At 69.3% G+C, this 18,296-nt stretch carries 24 protein-coding genes; 17 read left to right on the top strand and 7 right to left on the bottom strand.

All coding sequences use genetic code 11. From position 1 onward, the window contains the following. The first annotated feature begins 3 nt into the window (after nt 1-3). The 9 genes from LX88_RS28790 (at nt 4) to LX88_RS28750 (ending at nt 7,024) form a co-directional block, all read left to right on the top strand. Nucleotides 4-1,293: a hemolysin family protein gene (locus tag LX88_RS28790; RefSeq protein WP_258950887.1), complete on the top strand. Its 1,290-nt coding sequence runs from the start codon at nt 4-6 to the stop codon at nt 1,291-1,293. Then, entirely contained in the window at nt 1,286-1,618 is a 333-nt protein-coding gene (locus LX88_RS28785; RefSeq protein WP_258950947.1) for a cytidine deaminase-like protein, read from the top strand. Before LX88_RS28790 ends, LX88_RS28785 begins: the two co-directional genes overlap by 8 nt. Nucleotides 1,619-1,781: 163 nt before the next feature. Beyond that, complete coding sequence (era, locus tag LX88_RS28780; protein WP_258950886.1) at nt 1,782-2,678, top strand: GTPase Era; 897 nt, start codon at nt 1,782-1,784, stop codon at nt 2,676-2,678. 163 nt (nt 2,679-2,841) lie between these two features. Next, nucleotides 2,842-3,594 (top strand): DNA repair protein RecO, encoded by a 753-nt coding sequence (recO, locus tag LX88_RS28775; protein ID WP_258950885.1) that lies wholly within the window; start codon nt 2,842-2,844, stop codon nt 3,592-3,594. A 50-nt stretch (nt 3,595-3,644) separates the two neighbouring features. Next, complete coding sequence (locus LX88_RS28770; protein WP_258950884.1) at nt 3,645-4,469, top strand: isoprenyl transferase; 825 nt, start codon at nt 3,645-3,647, stop codon at nt 4,467-4,469. Further along, entirely contained in the window at nt 4,466-4,864 is a 399-nt protein-coding gene (locus tag LX88_RS28765) for a YbjN domain-containing protein (RefSeq protein WP_030474429.1), read from the top strand. Before LX88_RS28770 ends, LX88_RS28765 begins: the two co-directional genes overlap by 4 nt. A gap of 23 nt (nt 4,865-4,887) precedes the next feature. Continuing rightward, nucleotides 4,888-5,316: a hypothetical protein gene (locus LX88_RS28760; protein WP_258950883.1), complete on the top strand. Its 429-nt coding sequence runs from the start codon at nt 4,888-4,890 to the stop codon at nt 5,314-5,316. Further along, nucleotides 5,313-6,323 (top strand): permease, encoded by a 1,011-nt coding sequence (locus LX88_RS28755; RefSeq protein ID WP_258950882.1) that lies wholly within the window; start codon nt 5,313-5,315, stop codon nt 6,321-6,323. The genes LX88_RS28760 and LX88_RS28755 overlap by 4 nt, the downstream gene beginning before the upstream one ends. Next, on the top strand, nt 6,320-7,024 hold the full coding sequence (locus LX88_RS28750; RefSeq protein ID WP_090070651.1) for a TIGR03943 family putative permease subunit: 705 nt from the start codon (nt 6,320-6,322) through the stop codon (nt 7,022-7,024). Before LX88_RS28755 ends, LX88_RS28750 begins: the two co-directional genes overlap by 4 nt. 91 nt (nt 7,025-7,115) lie before the next feature. Here LX88_RS28750 and LX88_RS28745 read toward each other — a convergent pair whose 3' ends face one another. Genes LX88_RS28745 through LX88_RS28735 form a run of 3 tightly spaced genes read right to left on the bottom strand, consistent with a single transcriptional unit; the run spans nt 7,116 to nt 8,151 of the window. Then, nucleotides 7,116-7,514, bottom strand: coding sequence for a Fur family transcriptional regulator (locus tag LX88_RS28745; RefSeq protein WP_030474433.1), 399 nt, complete (start codon nt 7,512-7,514; stop codon nt 7,116-7,118). Next, entirely contained in the window at nt 7,511-7,861 is a 351-nt protein-coding gene (locus LX88_RS28740) for an ArsR/SmtB family transcription factor (protein ID WP_258950881.1), read from the bottom strand. The genes LX88_RS28745 and LX88_RS28740 overlap by 4 nt, the downstream gene beginning before the upstream one ends. A gap of 11 nt (nt 7,862-7,872) precedes the next feature. Then, a complete protein-coding gene (locus LX88_RS28735) occupies nt 7,873-8,151 on the bottom strand; it encodes a hypothetical protein (protein ID WP_090070657.1) in 279 nt (92 codons plus the stop codon). Between the two features lie 17 nt (nt 8,152-8,168). Here LX88_RS28735 and LX88_RS28730 point away from each other — a divergent pair, with 17 nt between their 5' ends. Further along, nucleotides 8,169-8,546 carry an antibiotic biosynthesis monooxygenase gene (locus tag LX88_RS28730; RefSeq protein ID WP_258950880.1) on the top strand — a complete coding sequence of 126 codons (378 nt, stop codon included), beginning with the start codon at nt 8,169-8,171 and terminating at the stop codon, nt 8,544-8,546. Here the strand turns inward: LX88_RS28730 and LX88_RS28725 are convergent. Further along, nucleotides 8,527-9,204, bottom strand: a complete 678-nt coding sequence (locus LX88_RS28725; RefSeq protein WP_258950879.1) for a tetratricopeptide repeat protein — start codon at nt 9,202-9,204, stop codon at nt 8,527-8,529. The two genes, LX88_RS28730 and LX88_RS28725, sit on opposite strands and share 20 nt — an antisense overlap. Before the next feature lie 93 nt (nt 9,205-9,297). Here LX88_RS28725 and LX88_RS28720 point away from each other — a divergent pair, with 93 nt between their 5' ends. Together LX88_RS28720 and LX88_RS28715 are read left to right on the top strand one after the other, a co-directional pair. Continuing rightward, a complete protein-coding gene (locus LX88_RS28720) occupies nt 9,298-10,683 on the top strand; it encodes a glycine--tRNA ligase (protein ID WP_258950946.1) in 1,386 nt (461 codons plus the stop codon). A gap of 324 nt (nt 10,684-11,007) precedes the next feature. After that, the gene (locus tag LX88_RS28715; protein WP_258950878.1) at nt 11,008-11,853 is read left to right on the top strand and encodes a hypothetical protein; all 846 of its coding nucleotides are present in this window, start codon (nt 11,008-11,010) and stop codon (nt 11,851-11,853) included. Here LX88_RS28715 and LX88_RS28710 read toward each other — a convergent pair. Continuing rightward, a complete protein-coding gene (locus LX88_RS28710; RefSeq protein WP_258950877.1) occupies nt 11,843-12,715 on the bottom strand; it encodes a serine hydrolase in 873 nt (290 codons plus the stop codon). The two genes, LX88_RS28715 and LX88_RS28710, sit on opposite strands and share 11 nt — an antisense overlap. A gap of 16 nt (nt 12,716-12,731) precedes the next feature. After that, nucleotides 12,732-13,463, bottom strand: a complete 732-nt coding sequence (locus LX88_RS28705; protein ID WP_258950876.1) for a Type 1 glutamine amidotransferase-like domain-containing protein — start codon at nt 13,461-13,463, stop codon at nt 12,732-12,734. A 51-nt stretch (nt 13,464-13,514) separates the two neighbouring features. Here LX88_RS28705 and LX88_RS28700 point away from each other — a divergent pair, with 51 nt between their 5' ends. From LX88_RS28700 to LX88_RS28680, 5 genes are all read left to right on the top strand, one after another. After that, entirely contained in the window at nt 13,515-14,189 is a 675-nt protein-coding gene (locus LX88_RS28700) for a YdcF family protein (protein WP_258950875.1), read from the top strand. Then, nucleotides 14,189-15,427: a deoxyguanosinetriphosphate triphosphohydrolase gene (locus LX88_RS28695; protein WP_258950874.1), complete on the top strand. Its 1,239-nt coding sequence runs from the start codon at nt 14,189-14,191 to the stop codon at nt 15,425-15,427. The genes LX88_RS28700 and LX88_RS28695 overlap by 1 nt, the downstream gene beginning before the upstream one ends. 70 nt (nt 15,428-15,497) lie before the next feature. After that, complete coding sequence (locus tag LX88_RS28690) at nt 15,498-16,505, top strand: serpin family protein (RefSeq protein ID WP_258950873.1); 1,008 nt, start codon at nt 15,498-15,500, stop codon at nt 16,503-16,505. Further along, nucleotides 16,502-17,503 (top strand): serpin family protein, encoded by a 1,002-nt coding sequence (locus LX88_RS28685; RefSeq protein WP_258950872.1) that lies wholly within the window; start codon nt 16,502-16,504, stop codon nt 17,501-17,503. Before LX88_RS28690 ends, LX88_RS28685 begins: the two co-directional genes overlap by 4 nt. Before the next feature lie 78 nt (nt 17,504-17,581). Further along, the gene (locus LX88_RS28680; protein WP_258950871.1) at nt 17,582-18,100 is read left to right on the top strand and encodes a Scr1 family TA system antitoxin-like transcriptional regulator; all 519 of its coding nucleotides are present in this window, start codon (nt 17,582-17,584) and stop codon (nt 18,098-18,100) included. Here LX88_RS28680 and LX88_RS28675 read toward each other — a convergent pair. Further along, the gene (locus tag LX88_RS28675) at nt 18,097-18,273 is read right to left on the bottom strand and encodes a hypothetical protein (RefSeq protein ID WP_157512840.1); all 177 of its coding nucleotides are present in this window, start codon (nt 18,271-18,273) and stop codon (nt 18,097-18,099) included. The genes LX88_RS28680 and LX88_RS28675 overlap by 4 nt on opposite strands. Nucleotides 18,274-18,296: the final 23 nt, after the last annotated feature.

The raw sequence follows: 18,296 nt of genomic DNA, 5'->3' as shown, positions 1-18,296 counted from the left end.
CCGATGAGCGAGAACCCTGCCAGTGTGATCGTGCTGGCCGTTCTACTCGTGCTTGCCGCAGGCCTGTTCGCGTGTGTGGATGCCGCTCTCGGCACCGTGTCACGCGCACGGGTGGAGGCCCTGCAACGGCAGGGTCGCTGGGGCACCGGGCAGTTGCTGCACGTCCTCAACGACCGGCCGCGGCACGTCAACCTGCTGCTGCTCCTGCGCCTGTTCTTCGAGCTGTCGGCGACGGCGCTCATCACGGGCGTGTACCTGCAGTACGTGCAGAACGACTGGCTGGCCGTCCTGTACTCGTGCCTGAGCATGCTCATCGTGTCGTACGTCCTCGTCGGCGTCGGACCGCGCACCATCGGCCGTCAGCACCCGTACGGCGTGAGCCTGCTCGCCGCGGGCACCGTCCGGCAGCTCGGGCGCGTGCTCGGGCCGCTGTCCAAGCTGCTGATCCTCTTCGGTAACGCCATCACGCCCGGCAAGGGCTTCCGCGAGGGCCCGTTCAGCTCCGAGGTCGAGCTGCGGGAGCTGGTCGACATGGCGCAGGAACGCGGCGTCGTGGACGAGGGCGAGCGCGAGATGATCCACTCGGTGTTCGAGCTGGGCGACACCATCACGCGCGAGATCATGGTGCCGCGCACCGAGATCGTGTGGATCGAGCAGTCGAAGTCGCTGCGGCAGGCGCTCGCGCTGTCGTTGCGCACCGGCTACACCCGCGTCCCCGTGATCGGCGAAAGCGTCGACGACGTGCTCGGCGTGGTGAACCTCAAGGACCTCATGCGGGCCACGCTCGCCGAGGGCGAGGACCCGAAGTGCGTCTCCGAGCTGATGCGCCCGATGAGCTTCATCCCGGACTCGAAGCCCATCGCGGACCTGCTGCGCGAGATGCAGGTGTCGCGCCGGCACATGGCGATCGTCGTGGACGAGTACGGCGGCACCGCGGGCCTGCTGACCATCGAGGACATCCTCGAGGAGATCGTCGGCGAGATCACCGACGAGTCCGACACCGACGACAGGCCGCCGGTCGAGCACCTGGAGGACGGCGCGGTGCGGGTCAGCGCGCGCCTGCCGGTGGACGACCTGGACGCGTTGTTCGGCACCGAGCTCGACGACCACGAGGTCGAGACCGTCGGCGGCCTGCTCGCGCAACGGCTCGGGCGCGTGCCGCTGCCCGGCACCGAGGCGGAGATCGCCGGCCTGCGCATGCGGGCCGAGGGCGGCAAGGACGAACGCGGTCGCATCCGCGTCACCACCGTGCTCGTACGTCCCGTGCAGAAGGAGAACGATGACGATGCCTGACGTCGACCCCGAGAACGCCAAGCTCATCACACTCGCGCGGTCCGTTCGCGCCCGCAACGGCGCGGAGGAGGGTGCGGCGGTGCGCGACCTCGACGGCCGCACCTACAACGCCTCCACGGTCTCGCTGCCGTCGCTGAAGCTCACCGCGCTGCAGGCGGCCGTCGCGGCCGCCGTGTCGAGCGGTGCGGAGGGGCTGGAGGCGGCGGCGGTCGTCACCGAGTCGAACCGGGTGGACGGTGAGTCGCTGGCGGCCGTGCGCGACCTCACGCCCACCGGTCCGGTGCTGCTTGCGAACCTCTCAGGCGAGCTTCGCAAGCAGTTCTAACGAGCAGTTCCACTGGTGTGGCTCGGAAGGTCGCCGGGGGGATTCGCGGTGCCACGAGGCGGCCTGCTGAGCGTGGATTACCTCACCAACGTTCCGGGCCGCACCACTGGGTTGTCGGAAGGCCCCGCGAACGGCCAGAACCGGCTAGAGGGACAATGGGCGGATGGATGGTTACCGCTCCGGGTTCGCGTGCTTCGTCGGCCGCCCGAACGCAGGGAAGTCGACGCTGACGAACGCGCTGGTGGGCACGAAGGTCGCCATCACGTCCAGCAAGCCGCAGACCACGCGCCACACGATCCGCGGCATCGTGCACCGCGAGGACGGCCAGCTCGTGCTGGTCGACACCCCCGGTCTGCACCGGCCGCGCACGCTGCTCGGCCAGCGCCTCAACGACCTGGTGCGCGAGACGTGGTCGGAGGTCGACGTCGTCGGCTTCTGCGTCCCCGCGGACCAGAAGGTCGGCCCCGGTGACAAGTTCATCGCCGCCGAGCTGGAGAAGGTCGCCAAGCGCACGCCCGTGCTCGGCATCGTCACCAAGACCGACCTGGTGTCGCAGCAGCAGGTGATGGAGCAGTTGCTCGCGCTGCAGAAGATCATGGAGTTCGCCGAGATCATCCCGGTGTCCGCGGTGGACGGCTTCCAGGTCGACACGCTGAGCGACCTGCTGCTGAAGAAGCTGCCGGAGGGCCCGCAGCTGTTCCCGGACGGCGACCTGACCGACGAGCCGGAGCAGACCCTGGTCGCCGAGCTGATCCGCGAGGCCGCGCTGGAGGGCGTGCGCGACGAGCTGCCGCACTCCATCGCCGTCGTGGTCGAGGAGATGCAGCCGCGTGAGGGCCGCAACGACTTGATCGACATCCACGCGTTCGTGTTCGTGGAGCGGTCGTCGCAGAAGGCGATCATCCTGGGCCATCGGGGCGAGCGGCTCAAGCAGGTCGGCATGGAGGCGCGCAAGCAGATCGAGCGCCTGCTGGGCAGCCGGGTGTACCTGAACCTGCACATCAAGATCGCCAAGGACTGGCAGCGGGACCCGAAGCAGTTGCGCCGCCTGGGTTTTTAGTGCCGTGACCTCCAGTCTTCACCGCGTCTTCCGGCGCCCAGCAGGCCACCTCACGGCACCGGCTCCGCGCCCCCATATGCCCGATATGAGGGCGCGGGGCCGGCACCGCGATGCGACCGTCTGAACGTCGGAACACGAGGCAAAGACCGGAGGTCACGGCACCATGGCACACCTGTACGGCGACACCGGCATCGTGCTTCGCGTGCAGAAGCTCGGTGAAGCCGACCGGATCATCACCTTCCTGACCCAGAAGCACGGCAAGCTCCGCGCCGTGGCCAAGGGCGTGCGTCGCACGTCGTCGAAGTTCGGCGCGCGGCTGGAGCCGTTCTGCCACGTCGACGTGCAGTTCCACCCCGGCCGGTCGCTCGACATCATCACGCAGGTGCAGACGCTGGACGCGTTCGGCGTCGGCATCGTCACCGACTACCAGCGCTACACGGCCGCGTGCGCCATCTTGGAGACCGCTGACCGGCTCACGGCCGAAGAGGGCGAACCGGCCTTGCGGCTCTACATGCTCGTGGCCGGGGCGCTGCGGGCGTTGTCGAACGGTGAGCGTGACCCGTCGCTGCTGCTGGACGCGTTCCTCATGCGTGCGATGGCGTTCGCGGGATGGGCGCCCGCGGTGAACGAGTGCGCGAAGTGCGGCAATCCCGGTCCGCACCGGGCGTTCAGCGTCCAGGCGGGCGGCTCGTGCTGCCCGACCTGCCGTCCGGCCGGCTCGTCGTCGCCGTCCCAGGACACGCTGACGTTGCTCTCGGCGTTGCTGCACGGGCAGTGGACGGTGGTCGACGAGATCCCGCACATCGCCCGCCGTGACGCGAGTGGCCTGGTCGCGGCGCATCTGCAGTGGCACCTCGAACGGCAGCTCAGGTCGTTGCCTTTGGTCGAGCGAAAGGCACAGCCGGCGGACGGCTAATGTGGCGGCTACCCGACAACGGTTTTCGCCCCGAGAGGATGCCTGGAGTCATGCTGCGTCGCCGCCGCTCTGAGCGTGAGAAGCGCGTACCGCGCCCGCCGGAGCCGCACGAGTCCGGTGCGACGCCCCCGGACATCCCCGCCGACCTGGTGCCCAAGCACATCGCGATCGTGATGGACGGCAACGGCCGTTGGGCGAACCAGCGCGGGCTGTCGCGGGTGGAGGGGCACAAGCGCGGTGAGCAGGTCGTGCTCGACGTCGCGAAGGGCTCCATCGAGCTGGGCGTGAAGTGGCTCTCGCTGTACGCCTTCTCCACGGAGAACTGGAAGCGCAGCCCCGAAGAGGTCCGCTTCCTGATGAACTTCAACCGGGACGTGATCGCGCGCCGCACCGACGAGCTGGACGAGATGGGTGTCCGCATCCACTGGGCCGGCCGCTCGCCGAAGCTGTGGGGCAGCGTGATCAAGCAGCTGCAGGAGGCCGAGGTCCGCACGGCCGAGAACGACGTGCTGAACCTCGTGATGTGCGTGAACTACGGTGGCCGCGCGGAGATCGGTGACGCCGCCCGCGAGGTCGCGCGGCTGGTCGCCGCCGGGAAGATCAACCCGGACAAGGTCGACGAGCGCACCCTCGCGAAGTACCTGTACAAGCCGGAGATGCCCGACGTCGACCTGTTCATCAGGCCGTCCGGTGAGCAGCGCATCTCGAACTTCCTGCTCTGGCAGTCCGCGTACGCCGAGATGGTCTACCAGGACATCCTGTGGCCCGACTTCGACCGCCGCGACCTGTGGCGTGCCGCCGAGAAGTTCGCGGGCCGCGACCGCCGCTTCGGCGGTGCCGTCGACAAACCAGGTGAGGAGGCGGTGTCGTCGTGAACGCGAGTGGTGAGGCCCTGGAGGCCGCGCGCAAGGCGTTGGAGCTGTTCCACGACGTCTCCGTGGACGACGACGGCGCGTTGAGCTTCCGCCACGGCGACGTGCCGTGCGCGGTGCAGGGCATGGAACTGGCCGAGGGGCTGACGGTTCTCTCGCTGACGGTCGTCGTCGCGTGGGACCTGCCTGGCGACGTGGCGGTGTGGGTGGCCGAACGCGCTGGTCAGGGCCTGTTCGGGACGTTGGGTGTCATCGCGTCCGAACGAGGCACGGACGTGATGCTCCGGTACGCCTTCCCGGCGGACGGCCTCAAGCCCGAGCCGCTGAGCACGCTGCTCATGCTCGTCGTGTCGACCGCGTCGCAGGTGCGCGGCGAGCTCCTCTCCCGGTTTTCTTGAGAAAGGACCCTTCCATGGGTGGCGTGATCATTTACGAGCCGGAAGAGGACTCGGACGTCAACGAGTTCCCGTGGACCGTCACGTTCGAGCCCTCGGGCGGCGACGACTGGGACTCGTTCATCTGCGGCCCGTACGAGCGTGACCACGCCGTCGCGCTGGCCGAGGCCGTGGCGCTGGACGACGCCGAGGGCGGCGTGCTGGCCATCGTGAAGCCGATGCTGCCCGCGCTGTCCGCCGAGGACGTCTCCGCGACGATCGAGGAGCTCCGCGAGGCCGCCCTCGAAGAGGAAGCCGACGACGAGGAGACCGTCAACGGCACCCCCGTCGACTTCGACGACGACCTCGAAGAGGAGGACGCGGAGTTCGACGAGCCGCCCTCGCCCGAGGAGATCCGTGAGGGCATGGCGCGCCAGTACCGCCGCCTGCTGGACCTGGACGCGGACGCGGAATGACGATCACCGGCGAGATCCGCTCGTCGAAGCGGCGCTCGGGCCCGCCTCGGCTGAAGATCACGTCGTTGGAGGTGCTGTGCGGGATCCTCGTGCTCGCACTGCTCTTCCAGTCAAGACTCGTCGACCTGCTCGACGCGCCGAAGCTGCGCACGGCGTCGACGGTGTTCGTGGCGATCTGCGTGCAGGCCATGCCGTTCCTGGTGCTGGGCGTGCTGATCTCGGGTGCCATCGCGGCGTTCGTGCCGGCCTCGGCGCTGCGCAAGCTGCTGCCCTCGAAGACCGCGCTGGCCGTGCCCGTGGCCGGTGTCGCGGGCATCGCGCTGCCGGGCTGCGAGTGCGCCTCGGTGCCGGTGGCCAAGCGGCTCATGCAGCAGGGCGTCGCACCGGCCGTGGCGCTGACGTTCCTGCTGGCCGCCCCTGCCGTGAACCCGATCGTGCTGGTCTCGACCGCCGTGGCGTTCAACGACGCCCCGATGATGGTCGTGGCGCGGTTCGTGGGCTCGCTGCTGACCGCGATGGTCATGGGCTGGCTGTGGGTGCGCTTCGGCAAGATGGAGTGGATCGCCGAACGTGCGCTGGCCAAGCTCGGTGACAACTCCGGCAGGTCCAAGTGGGCCGTGTTCGCCGAAAGCTCGCGGCACGACCTCGTGGACGCCGGCGGGTTCCTGGTGCTGGGCGGGCTGTTCGCGGCGGCGTTCAAGACGTTCGTGCCGACCGCGTGGATGCAGACGCTGGGCGGCCAGATCGTGCTGGGCGTGATCGTGATGGCCTTCCTGGCCGTCATCCTGGCGCTGTGCTCCGAGGCGGACGCCTTCGTGGCCGTCGCGTTCTCCGCGCTGCCCCTGTTGCCGCGGCTGGTGTTCCTCGTCGTCGGCCCGGCCGTCGACGTGAAGCTGATCGCGCTGCAGGCCGGTGCGTTCGGCAAGTCCTTCGCCTTCCGCTTCGCACCCGCTACCTTCGTGGTGGCGATCTTGTGCGCCGTAGTGAGTGGAGTGGTGCTGCTGTGAGACGGGAAACCCAGAACATCCTGCTGGTCCTGCTCGGCGGCGCGCTGCTGAAGATCAGCTTCTCGGGCCTGTACCTCCGGTACGTGCAGAAGAGCCTGCTGCCACTGCTGATCGCGGCCGGCGTGATCATGATCGGCCTGGCGCTCTTCGCGATCGTCCAGGACATCCGCCGCGGCAAGGCCGTCTCCGAGGACGACCACGAGCACTCGCACTCGTCGCGCTCGACGTGGCTGATGCTGCTGCCGGTGCTGGCGGTGTTCCTGATCTCGCCCCCGGCCCTCGGCGGCGATGTCGTGAACTCGGCCGCCGACACGAACCAGACGCAGCGCTCCCGCAACCTGCTGGGCGAACTGCCGTCCGGCGACGTGATCCCGCTGTCCATGACGGAGTTCGTCACGCGCACGGCGTGGGACGAGTCCGGGACGCTGGACGGGCGCCGGGTGAAGCTGACCGGGTTCCTGCTGCGCGCGGAGGGCGACACGTTCGTCGCGCGGCTCGCGATCTCGTGCTGTGCCGCCGACGCCCGGCCGTTGAAGGTGCGGGTGACCGGGGACGTGCCCGCGCTGCCCGACGAGCAGTGGGTCGAGGTGACCGGGCAGGTCGTGCCGAAGTCGGCCTCCGAGAAGAACTCGTGGGTGCCGAGCTTCACCGTCGAGTCGTTCACGCCCGTGGCCGAGCCCGTCGAGCCCTACGAGTCCTAGCTCGGCTCAAATCCGGCACGCGGGGCCCTTTCGTACCGCATGTCGGTACGAAAGGGCCCCGCGTGCGGTAAGCAGCGAGGTGGCTGTCGGACTACTTGAGGCCCTTCGCCGTGCAGTCCGCGCACGTCCCGAAGATCTCGACGGTGTGGCTGACCTCGGAGAAGCCGTTCTCGGCCGCCACCCGGTCCGCCCACTTCTCCACGGCGGGACCCTCCACCTCGACCGTGCGGCCGCAGTGGCGGCACACGAGGTGATGGTGGTGGTGCGCCGAGCAACGGCGGTAGATCGCCTCGCCCGAGTCGGTGCGCAGGACGTCGACCTGGCCCGCGTCCGCGAGGGACTGCAGGGTGCGGTAGACCGTGGTCAGGCCGATGCCCTCGCCGCGGCGGCGCAGTTCCTCGTGCAGTTCCTGGGCGCTGCGGAAGTCGTCGAGCTGGTCGAGCAGGTTCGACACCGCGGTGCGCTGCTTGGTGGACCTCAGTCCGGTCACAACTTCTCCTCGACGTGCGTCACAGCGTCCACCACGATGTGCGCCAGATGTTCGTCCACCAATCGGTACACGACCTCGCGGCCGTGCCTTTCTCCGTGCACCACGCCCGCCGACTTCAGCACGCGCAGGTGCTGGCTGATCAGCGGCTGCGCGACTCCCAGCGCCTCGACCAGTTCGTGCACGCAGCGGTCGTGTTCCCGCAGCTGCAGAACGATGGCGATGCGGACCGGGGCAGCCAGTGCGCGCAGCAGGTCGCCGGCCTCGGCGAGGGTGTGCGCGGGGCGGGGTGCCGCGGGCGCCGGGGCCTCGCGTTCGGGGGAGTGCTCGCCGTGCAGTTGAACGGTCATGGCGGCGCACCTCACCTGGTAGGGATTTTCACAACCAATTCTACGGTGATGACGAGCAGTACCAGCAGGACCACCACGCGCAATGTGCGGTGAGCTGGGGAAAGAACCTTCCAGGTGGCGGCCAGGAGCACCGCGGCGCCCACGATCAGCACACCGAGCAGCACCGCGCCGAGGGTGCCGCCCACCAGAACGCCGGTGACGAACAGACCGAGCACGAGCACGAACGCAACGACGGGGCGCACACGCGCGAGTGGGCCGTCGCCGGGCAGGAGAGGGCGCTTGGAGGTCACCGTGCCATCCTTGCACCGTGCTGCTGGTGTGCCGATTCCGCGTGTCCGACCCCGAGACGTTCACCGTGCGCGTCGAAGAGGCGTTGAAGCTGCTGACCGCTCAGCCGGGATGTCACAAGGGCACGCTGGCGCGGTCGACCGACGAGGACGACCGCTGGGTGCTGACCGTCGAGTTCGAGTCCGTGGTGGCTTACCGGCGCGCGATGTCGCCGTTCCCGGTGCGCGAACACGTCATCCCGCTGTTGTCCGAGGCGCTCACAGACGAACCCGCCATGTACGAGCCGGCGCTGACCAGCACCGATGGCGAGGTCGAGACGCACACGAGCGTGCTCGCCGAGGACGCGTTCACGGTGCGTCTCGGCGAGGCTGCGGGCCCTACGAACCCTCGGCGATAGCTTCCATCTCCTCGACCCACTCCTCCTGCGAGTCGTGGGGGAGCAGGTCCAACGCCCTGCGCGCGGCCTCGGCCGCCTCCGCGGGCCGGCCCAGCGCGTGCAGCGTCTTGGCCTTGCCGCTCTCCGCGTACGCCTCCGGCGTCTTCTCGAACGCCTCGAGCGCCTCGTCGTAGCGGCCGTTCTCGAAGTAGAACCAGCCGAGGTTGTTGTGCAGCGGGCCGAGCCAGCGCACCAGCCCGGGGTTGGCCACGACCAGCTCGATGCCCTGCTTGGTCCACTTCTCCGGGTCGTCGACCAGCGACGCCATGTGCGCGGCGTCGACCGCGAGCGACAGGTCACCACGCGTCTTGGCGAGGATGAACGCCGCCACGAACAGCGGTTGCGCCGCCTCCGGGTCGCCGGCGGAGCGGTGCAGCCTGCCGCGTTCGAGCAGGGCGCGCACCCGGCCCGTCGAGTCGGGGGCGACCAGCACCTCCGCCTCGTCGACCAGAGCGTGACCTGCGTCGAAGTTCTCCCTCAGGCCCTCGACGCGGGCGAGCTGGGTCAGCACCTCCGCCCGCTCGTCGTCGGTCTCCACGTCGCCCAGGAACGCGCGGAACCTCGCCTCGGTGCCGTCCAGGTCGGCGAAGTCCCACAGCTCTCGCAGCCGGTCTTCCATTCCTGCAGGGTAAGGCTCCGGTCGCCCGTTCGGGGCGTGACGTGACGGGCTAGGCTTGAGCCCCCGAATCTCATTCCCCCGATGGAGTTCCCCTTGCCCGCCGATCGCATCGAGACCGTTGTCAGCCTCTGCAAGCGCAGGGGGTTCGTCTACCCGTGCGGGGAGATCTACGGCGGTACCCGCTCGGCATGGGACTACGGGCCTCTCGGCGTGGAGCTCAAGGACAACATCAAGCGGCAGTGGTGGAACTTCATGGTCCGCGGCCGTGAAGACGTCGTCGGCCTGGACTCGTCGGTGATCCTGCCGCGTGACGTGTGGGTCGCCTCCGGTCACGTCGAGGCGTTCGTCGACCCGCTCGTCGAGTGCGAGTCGTGCCACAAGCGGTTCCGCGCGGACGCCCTGTCGGAGGAGTACGCGGAGCGCACCGGCAAGGAGGTCGCCGAGGGCGACGTCTCCGACGTGCCGTGCCCCAACTGCGGCGTGCGTGGCACCTACACCGAGCCGAAGATGTTCAACGGCCTGCTCAAGACGCACCTCGGTCCGATCGAGACCGAAGAGGGCCTGCACTACCTGCGCCCGGAGACCGCGCAGGGCATCTTCACGAACTTCCTGAACGTGCAGACGACGTCGCGCAAGAAGCCGCCGTTCGGCATCGGCCAGATCGGCAAGTCGTTCCGCAACGAGATCACGCCGGGCAACTTCATCTTCCGCACCCGCGAGTTCGAGCAGATGGAGATGGAGTTCTTCGTCGAGCCCGGCACGGACGAGGAATGGCACCAGTACTGGATCGACGAGCGCACCCGCTGGTACACGGATCTGGGCATCTCCAAGGAGAACCTGCGCCACTACGAGCACCCGCAGGAAAAGCTGTCGCACTACTCGAAGCGGACGGTCGACGTCGAGTACCGCTTCCAGTTCGGCGGCCAGGAGTGGGGTGAGCTCGAGGGCATCGCGAACCGCACCGACTTCGACCTCACGACGCACTCGAACCACTCGGGTGTCGACCTGTCGTACTTCGACCAGGCCACGAACTCGCGCTTCAAGCCGTTCGTCATCGAACCGGCGGCCGGCGTCGGCCGCCCGATGATGGCGTTCCTGCTGGAGGCCTACTCCGAGGACGAGGCGCCGAACGCCAAGGGCGGCGTCGACAAGCGCGTCGTGCTGAAGCTCGACCGCCGCCTCGCGCCGGTCAAGGTCGCGGTGCTGCCGCTGTCGCGCAACGCCGACCTGTCGCCCAAGGCCCGCGACCTCGCGACGGCCCTGCGCCGCAACTGGAACGTCGACTTCGACGACGCCGGCGCCATCGGCCGCCGCTACCGCCGCCAGGACGAGATCGGCACGCCGTTCTGCGTGACGGTCGACTTCGACACGCTCACCGACCTCGCCGTGACGGTGCGGGAGCGCGACACGATGTCGCAGGAGCGCGTGGCGATGGACCAGCTGGAGTCGTACCTCGCGGCGCGTCTCGTCGGCTGCTAGTTCTCACGGTTTTCGGGCCCGGTGGTTCTCCGCCGGGCCCGTTGCTGTTCCGAGGCAACAGAACGGCGCGGTTGTGCGTGCTGATGGCTTGGGTGCGCAGAGGTTGACGCGGATAGGGGTTTCGCTGCTCGGTGGGGCGGTGCGGCCGCGGTGGTCGGAGGCGTGTCCGGCCTGGGTCTCCTCGTGACACTCCGTTGTGCGGCCGTGTGTGTGGGCGTGGTCCAGGTGCCGGACCTGACGCGGCTGGCCCCGGAGACGTTCATCCCGTGATCGCGGGTTTCGCTCCGCGAGCAACATCATGGGACGTTCCCGCGTGTCCATGACATGACGGGAGAACGCGGGCAGGCTGTGGCGGGGGCGGTGCTGCTCGCCTGGGTGGTGGGGTTCTCGGCGCTGACCGAGGTGGGGAACCCGCAGGTGCTCCTGGCCACGGCCGTGAGCGGCGGGCTGGTGTGCCTGTGCGCGGTGGCGGGCGGCGTGGTGGCGATGCGGGTCACCGACGGGGAGTCGGCGGCTCGGTTGCGGCACGTGTTCGTGGTGCTGGAGGGCACCGCGATGGCGGTCTTCTACCTGTTCTACGGGTTCGCGTTCAGCGCCGAGCCGGTGGGGAGGCCTGGGGACTTCGCGGTCGTGGTCCTGCTAGTGCTCTCGGTGCCGGCGCTCGGTGCGCTCGCATTGGTCGTGTGGCGGAGCTACGCCGTGCACAAGGCCGTCGTCGAGGCCTTCGGGCCGCTCGTGCCGGAATCCGGTGCCGGGGTTCCGTTGCAGCGGATCAGGGTGCTCGGGACCGTGCTCGTCACGGTGGGGCTCGCCTTGGCGGTGTCCGCGATGACGGTGGCGCTCGTGATGCCGCTGTACCGGCCGGCGCTGCTGGTCGTCGGTCTGCTGGTGACGCTCACGCCCGTCGTGCTCGGGGTGAGTCTGGCGCGGGTGACGGACGTCTACTCCGCACGGCGCCGCAACGTCGGCAACTACGTCATCGTCCTCGCCGCTTCCGGGTTCGCCGTCTCCGAGTTCTCCTCCGGCGCCGGCGTCGCGGGGGCGTTGTTCGGTGCGCTGGTCTTCGGTGCGGTGGTGCTGCTCGTGATCGCGATCCTCGTGATGCGCGAGTTCACCGGCGAGTGGGACCGGCCGTGGCGGGAGCGTCCGGCCAGAAGGGTCAGCCGTTGACGCCCAGCTTCGCGAGGACTGCCGACGTGACGGCGTTGATCGACTCCCTGGCCGTGGTCCAGGAACCGGTCGGGTTCGTGGTGAGCACGGCGACGGCGTAGCGGCCGTCGAGCACACCCGCGCTGTGCAGGTAGACGTCGCTCGGCAGGTAGTACATCCAGCCCTGCTTGGCGTAGACGCCGGTGACACCGAGCAGGCCGAACGCCTGGTCGAAGCCGTCGGCGGCGGTGGTGGGGGCGGACGACAGGGCCGCGACGACCGCGTCACGCGCCGGCGAGCCGAGGATGTATTGGTAGAGCCGCACCATGTCGTTCGCGGTGATGACGACCTCTCCCCACTGCGACGGGTCGTCCGGCGCGTGCGTGCCGGTGAGGCCCGCTGCGGCGGCGACGCGGCCGATGGCGTCCACGCCGTCGAACCTCGTCCACAGCACGTCCATGGCGTTGTCGTCGCTCGCGCTCAACGCGCGGCGGATCAGGTCCTGGTCCTCGTCGGAGAGCTGCTGCTGCAACGCGTCCACGGCGAGGATCAGCTTCGACAGCGACGCCGAGTAGAACGGCTTGTCGCCCTGCTCCGAGACCGCCTGGTCCGTCTGGAGGTCCAGCACCGCGACGCCGACGCCGGACACACCGCCCGCAGCGGCGACATCCGACATGTCAGTGGCTGATATGTCGGACATCGCCGAGGACTGGCCGGTGTCCGACATGCCGGCGTCTCCGGGATCCAGTGATCCGTCGCCGGTGTCCAGCACGTCAGGACCGCGCGAGATGTCAGCGGAAGGCTTCCCGTGCGCCAGGCACGGCGACGCCTCCGGGATGGCGAACACGGCCGCCACGAGGAAGAGGATCAGGGCCCAGCGCACACTTCCAAGTTCCGCCTCACAGGAGCCGGGTGTCGAGCTTTTCCTCCTGTGCGGTTCCTGAAGAATCGTCCCTGACCACCACGTATGCGCCGGAACCCGGCCGTTCCGTCACCGCCTCGACGAGTTCGGTGCCGCGGTAGAGCAGACCGGCGCCGTCGTCGGTGCAGTACGTCTTCGGCAGCACTCCGGCGGCCACCGCCGCGTGGATCTTCGGGCGGCGCTGCTCCTCCGAGTCGTAGTGCACGCCGTTGCCGTAGGGCAGGAAGCCCAGGCCGTTCGTCACGATCCGGAGGTCCGGGCCGAACGAGTCCGTGGCGCCGCCCGCGTGCCAGCAGATCGAGCCCGCCGAGACGCCGCTGAGCACCACGCCGGCCTCCCACGCCGTGCGGAAGACAGCGCCCAGCCCGTGCACCTCCCACACCGCGAGCAGGTTCGCCACCGAGCCACCGCCCACCCAGATGACGTCGTGGGACAGCACGTAGTCCTCGAGGTCGTCGGTCGGCGGCATCGTGAAGAGGTTCAGCACCGACACGTCGACGCCCGCGACCCGGCCCGCCTCCGCCATGTTCGCGTTCATGGCCCGCTGGTCGCCCCCGGCGGTGCCGACGTGGCACAGGCGCGGTGTGCGGCCGTCCACGCCGGACAGGTCCAGGGCGAAGTGAATCAACTTGTTGAACTCGAGGAAGGTCCTGCTGCCGGAGCGCAGACCTCCGGACGTCGCGAGGATGGTGGGCTGCTCAGCAGGCATGACGATGATCCTCGCAGGGGCGTCAACGCGACACCCGTGCGGTCTGGGAGCATGCGTGGTGTGCGAACCACGCCGCTGAAACCACTCGCCAGGATTCGCCGAATCGTGTTGCGCCTCGTTTTCGGGGCGCTGGTCATCGGCATGCTCGTGGGCGGTGGCACGGCGTTCCGCGTCTGGCAGGTCGCGCGCGTGGACGACTGGACGAAGGCCGACATGGCGATCGTCCTCGGCGCCGCGCAGTACAACGGCGTCCCGTCCGACGTGCTCGCGGCACGCCTGGAGCACGCGCTCGGGCTCTACGAGGAGGGCGTGGTCAGCTACATCGCCACGACCGGCGGCCGTCAGCCCGGTGACAACTTCACCGAGGGCCAGGTCGGCAAGTTGTGGCTGGTCAAGCGCGGTGTGCCGGAGGACAGGGTGCTGCAGGTCGGCGAGGGCGCGGACACGCTCGGGTCGCTGCGGGCCGTCGCGTCGGTCGCGAGGGAACGCGACCTGAAGACGGCCGTGATCGTCAGCGATCCGTGGCACTCGCTGCGCGCCCGCACGATGGCGGAGGACGCCGGTCTGCAGGCGTGGACGTCCCCGACCCGAAGCGGCCCGAACGTGCAGACGCGCGGGACGCAGTGGTTCTACATCAAGCGCGAGACCGGAGCCTTGCTCTACTACCGCCTGATGAAGGCGCACGCCGGCGTGTTCGACGAGCTCAAGCTCCCTAAAATCGGCTGATGGGATACACCGGCCACGACACGGAGCGCATGCTCCCCGAAGAGCCCAAGAGCGCAGCGCTGCCGGGTGCCCGCACCGACACGCGCACGCCGTTCTCCCGTGACCGGGCCCGTGTGCTGCACTCCGCCGCGTTGCGCAGGCTCGCCGGCAAGACCCAGGTCGTCGGCCCCGGTGAGGGCTCCGAGGTCACCGGTGTGCCGCGCACGCGCCTCACGCACTCGCTGGAGGTCGCGCAGATCGGCCGCGGCATCGGTGAGGAACTGGGCTGCGATCCCGACATCGTCGACACGGCCGGTCTCGCGCACGACATCGGGCATCCGCCGTTCGGCCACAACGGCGAGAGGGCGCTGAACGAGCTCGCGGGCCCGTGCGGTGGCTTCGAGGGCAACGCGCAGACGTTCCGCATCCTCGCGCGCCTCGAACCGAAGACCGCGCACGGCCTGAACCTCACGCGCGCCGTGCTCGACGCGTCCACGAAGTACCCGTGGAAGCGCACGCCCGGCACCGTGAAGTTCGGCGTGTACGACGACGACCTCGAAGTGTTCGAGTGGATGCGTGCGGGCGCACCGGACCGTGAGCGGTGCATCGAGGCACAGGTCATGGACTGGTCCGACGACGTGGCGTACTCCGTCCACGACGTCGAGGACGGCGTGCTGGCCCACCGCATCAGCCTCGGCGCGCTGGCCCGTCCCGACGAACGCGGTGCCATCGCGTCGCTCGCCGCGAAGACGTTCTCCGACGAGTCCGTCGCGACGCTCGAGGCCACCGCCGAGGAACTGCTGAAGCTACCGGTGATCGCGTACTGGACCGACCGCGAGTACGACGGCTCGCTGGGCGCGCAGGTGGCGTTGAAGAACCTCACCAGCGAACTGGTCGGCCGCTTCGCCTCCGCCGCCGTCACCGCGACCCGTGCCGTGCATGGCGACGGGGCGCTGACGAGGTACAACGCCTCGCTGGAGGTCCCGACGCAGGTCGCGGCGGAGGTGGCGCTGCTCAAGGCGATGGCCGTCCGGTACGTGATGAGCGACCCGGCGCGCCTGGCCATGCAGGCGGAGCAACGCGACCTGATCACCGGCCTCGCCGGCCGCCTGATGGAGCGCCCGACGTTGCTCGACCCCGCGTTCCGCCCGGTGTTCGCGGCTGCTTCCTCTTACGCCGCAAGGCTTCGTGTCGTCATCGACCAGGTCGCGCTGCTCACCGACGCGCAGGCCGTGGCCTGGCACCGCGCATCGGCGTAGGTTCGAGGTCGCGGCGGATGAACGGGACCGCCGGTCACCGCCAGGTCCACGCCGTTAGGGGAGTGCTTCCGTGACCGACCAGGCCGACTTCGCCCTGAACCTGCACCGCGTCGCCGTCCCTGATCCGTCCGCGAACGCGTGCTGGTCGCCCTTCTCCGTGGCCAGTGCGCTGGCTTTGGCCCGCGAGGCCGCGCGCGGCGAGACCCGCACGGAACTCGACGACCTGCTCGGGGACTTCGACGCCTCCGACGCGCTCGACGTCCCCGAACTGTCCGTCGCGAACACGTTGTGGGCCGACGACGACCTGACTATCGACCCCGGCTTCTCCCTCGCCGGCTCCGTGCGGCGCACCGCGTTCTCCGACCCCGCGACCGTCCGCAAGCTGGTCAACACCGACGTCGCCGAGACCACCCGCGGCCTCATCACCGAACTGCTGACGGATCCGCCGCCGCCGGACGCCGCCGCGATCATCGTGAACGCCCTGTACCTCAAGGTCGGCTGGCTCAACGCGTTCTCCGCCTGGGAGACCGCCGCGAAACCGTTCCACGCGCCCGGCGGCGACGTGGACGTACCGACGATGAAGGTCACCGAGAAGTTCCGCTACGCCCGCCACGACGGCTGGCAGACGATCGTGCTGCCCGCCGACTCCGGTGTCGAGGCCGTGGTCCTGCTGCCGGACGAGTCGCTGGAGCAGCCGCTGAGCCGGTCCGTGCTGACCGCGCAGGACTTCACCCGGCTCGAGCTCTCCATGCCCAAAGTGGACGTACGGGCGAAGTTCACCCTCAAGGACACGTTGCGGCAGCAGGGAGTCGAGAGGATGTTCGCGCGCGACGCCGACTTCTCCGGCCTCTCGCCGGACGAGCGGATGTTCGTGGACGACGTCGTGCACGAGGCCGTGCTGCGCCTGGACGAGGAAGGCCTCGAAGGCGCGGCGGCCACCGCCGTCACGTTCCGCACGGTGTCGATGGAGATCCCGGTGGCCCCGATCGTCGTGACCGTCGACCGGCCGTTCCTCGTAGCCGTCCGGCACGCGCGGTCCGGTGCGATCTACTTCCTGGCGCAGGTCGCCCACCCGTGAGCGATCTGACCACCTTCGCGCTGGACCTCCACCGCGTCGCCGTTCCTGATCCCGACGCGAACGCGTGCTGGTCGCCGTTCTCCGTCGCCAGTGCGCTCGCGCTGGTCCGGGAGGCTGCCCGGGGCGCGACCCGTGAGGAGCTCGACCTGCTGCTCGACGGGTTCGACCCGCGGGCCGCGCCGCACGTCCGAAACCTGGCCGTCGCGAACACGCTGTGGGCCGACGACGGCCTGCCGCTGAACCCGGACTTCTCGTTGACGTCCTCGGTGCGGCGTGCGGACTTCTCCGATGCCAAGACCGTGCGCAAGCTCGTCAACGCCGACGTCGCCGAGACGACCCGCGGCCTGATCCCCGAACTGCTGCCCGCAGGCCTGGAATTCGACGGGGCGGTCATCGTCAACGCCCTCTACCTCAAGGCGAGCTGGACGACCGCGTTCAAGGCCCACAAGACCAAGCCGAGGGTGTTCCACGCTCCCGGCGGCGACGTCGAGGTGCCGACCATGAAGACGACCGCCGAGCTCGGCTACGCCAGGACCGACGGCTGGCAGACGATTGCGTTGCCCGCCGGGCCGGTGGTGGAGGCGCTGGTGCTGCTGCCGGACGAGTCGCTGGAGCAACCGCTGCCCCCGTCCGCGTTCGACGTGAGCGACACCACCTCGGTCGAGCTGTCACTGCCCAAAGTGGACGTTCGGGAGAAGTTCGAGCTGCGGGACACGCTGAAGCGGCTCGGTGCGGGCACGATGTTCACTCCCGAGGCCGACCTCGGCAGGCTCTCGCCGGACCCGCTGACGGTCAGCGAGATGATCCACGAGGCCGTGCTCCGCCTCGACGAGAAGGGCCTGGAGGGCGCTGCCGCGACCGCGGTGGTCATGTCCAGGGGAAGGTCGGGGCCAGGACCGGACCCGATCGTCGTGAACATCGACCGGCCGTTCCTGGTCGCGGTCCGGCATGCGCGGTCGGGTGCGATCTACTTCCTGGCACAGGTAGCCACTCCGTAATCATTTCCGGCAGCATTCGCCCTGTGGAGCGCGCGTTTCGCACGGCGAGATCATGATCTTGGCCTTACCGTTCCACGCATGACCCAGCACGGTGCAGGTGAGCAACTCGTCGTGCTCGCCGCAGCGGGCGCCACCCAGATCACGTGCTTCAGCGGCGTCACCATTCCCGTCCTGCTCAGAACCGAGTGCTACGCGAAGGCGCTGGCCAGAGCACTGGGGTTCGCGCCGACGCCGGAGCTGCAACGCGACGGCGTGTTACCGCAGTGCGTGTTCTTCATCCACGAGTACGCGCTGCGCACCGTCGTCGGCGGCAACCGGCTGATGGAGGACCAGGTCCTGCACCTGCTGTTCCACGCGCCGTCGATCCGGATCGTGCCGGCCAGCGCGGGCGGGGCGGCGGCGGTCGGGCTCGACTACGCGCTCGTCCAGTACGAGCACGAGCCGCCGCTGGTCTACCTCGCGAACTGGACGCTCGCCAGCGACGAGGCGACCGTCGAACGGGCCGTTGCCGTCTTTCAGCGCATGCACGCCGTCGCGCTCGACAACGAGAAGTCGCGCGATGTGCTCATGGAATACGTGGCCGTTTATGACCGCTAAGGCGTGTTGCGGCGCAGGAACAGCCTCATGCCGTCCTCACCGGGCAGCGCGCACAGCAGCAGCTTGACGTTCTGGTGCCGCACCGGAACCGCACACGAGTCGCCTGCCAGCAGCGTTCCCGCCAGCAGGCCGGCCGACTCGTGATCGATGTCCAGCACGAAGTCGTTGCTCATGCAGGGACCCTATGAGTAGACCG

This window comes from Lentzea californiensis (genome assembly GCF_024648825.1).
In the GTDB taxonomy this organism is placed as follows: Bacteria; Actinomycetota; Actinomycetes; order Mycobacteriales; family Pseudonocardiaceae; genus Lentzea; species Lentzea californiensis.
Note: the sequence above shows the minus strand (reverse complement) of the source record. Positions and strands in the feature narration are given on the sequence as shown.

What these genes read in the sequence shown, in the direction of transcription:
- LX88_RS28715 (WP_258950878.1), top strand. Translation starts at nt 11,008, where the DNA reads ATGACGGGAGAACGCGGGCAGGCTGTGGCGGGGGCGGTGCTGCTCGCC.
- LX88_RS28785 (WP_258950947.1), top strand. Translation starts at nt 1,286, where the DNA reads ATGCCTGACGTCGACCCCGAGAACGCCAAGCTCATCACACTCGCGCGG.
- LX88_RS28770 (WP_258950884.1), top strand. Translation starts at nt 3,645, where the DNA reads ATGCTGCGTCGCCGCCGCTCTGAGCGTGAGAAGCGCGTACCGCGCCCG.
- LX88_RS28755 (WP_258950882.1), top strand. Translation starts at nt 5,313, where the DNA reads ATGACGATCACCGGCGAGATCCGCTCGTCGAAGCGGCGCTCGGGCCCG.
- era (WP_258950886.1), top strand. Translation starts at nt 1,782, where the DNA reads ATGGATGGTTACCGCTCCGGGTTCGCGTGCTTCGTCGGCCGCCCGAAC.
- LX88_RS28725 (WP_258950879.1), bottom strand. Translation starts at nt 9,204, where the DNA reads ATGGAAGACCGGCTGCGAGAGCTGTGGGACTTCGCCGACCTGGACGGC.
- LX88_RS28700 (WP_258950875.1), top strand. Translation starts at nt 13,515, where the DNA reads ATGCGTGGTGTGCGAACCACGCCGCTGAAACCACTCGCCAGGATTCGC.
- LX88_RS28680 (WP_258950871.1), top strand. Translation starts at nt 17,582, where the DNA reads ATGACCCAGCACGGTGCAGGTGAGCAACTCGTCGTGCTCGCCGCAGCG.
- recO (WP_258950885.1), top strand. Translation starts at nt 2,842, where the DNA reads ATGGCACACCTGTACGGCGACACCGGCATCGTGCTTCGCGTGCAGAAG.
- LX88_RS28740 (WP_258950881.1), bottom strand. Translation starts at nt 7,861, where the DNA reads ATGACCGTTCAACTGCACGGCGAGCACTCCCCCGAACGCGAGGCCCCG.
- LX88_RS28705 (WP_258950876.1), bottom strand. Translation starts at nt 13,463, where the DNA reads ATGCCTGCTGAGCAGCCCACCATCCTCGCGACGTCCGGAGGTCTGCGC.
- LX88_RS28790 (WP_258950887.1), top strand. Translation starts at nt 4, where the DNA reads ATGAGCGAGAACCCTGCCAGTGTGATCGTGCTGGCCGTTCTACTCGTG.
- LX88_RS28675 (WP_157512840.1), bottom strand. Translation starts at nt 18,273, where the DNA reads ATGAGCAACGACTTCGTGCTGGACATCGATCACGAGTCGGCCGGCCTG.
- LX88_RS28695 (WP_258950874.1), top strand. Translation starts at nt 14,189, where the DNA reads ATGGGATACACCGGCCACGACACGGAGCGCATGCTCCCCGAAGAGCCC.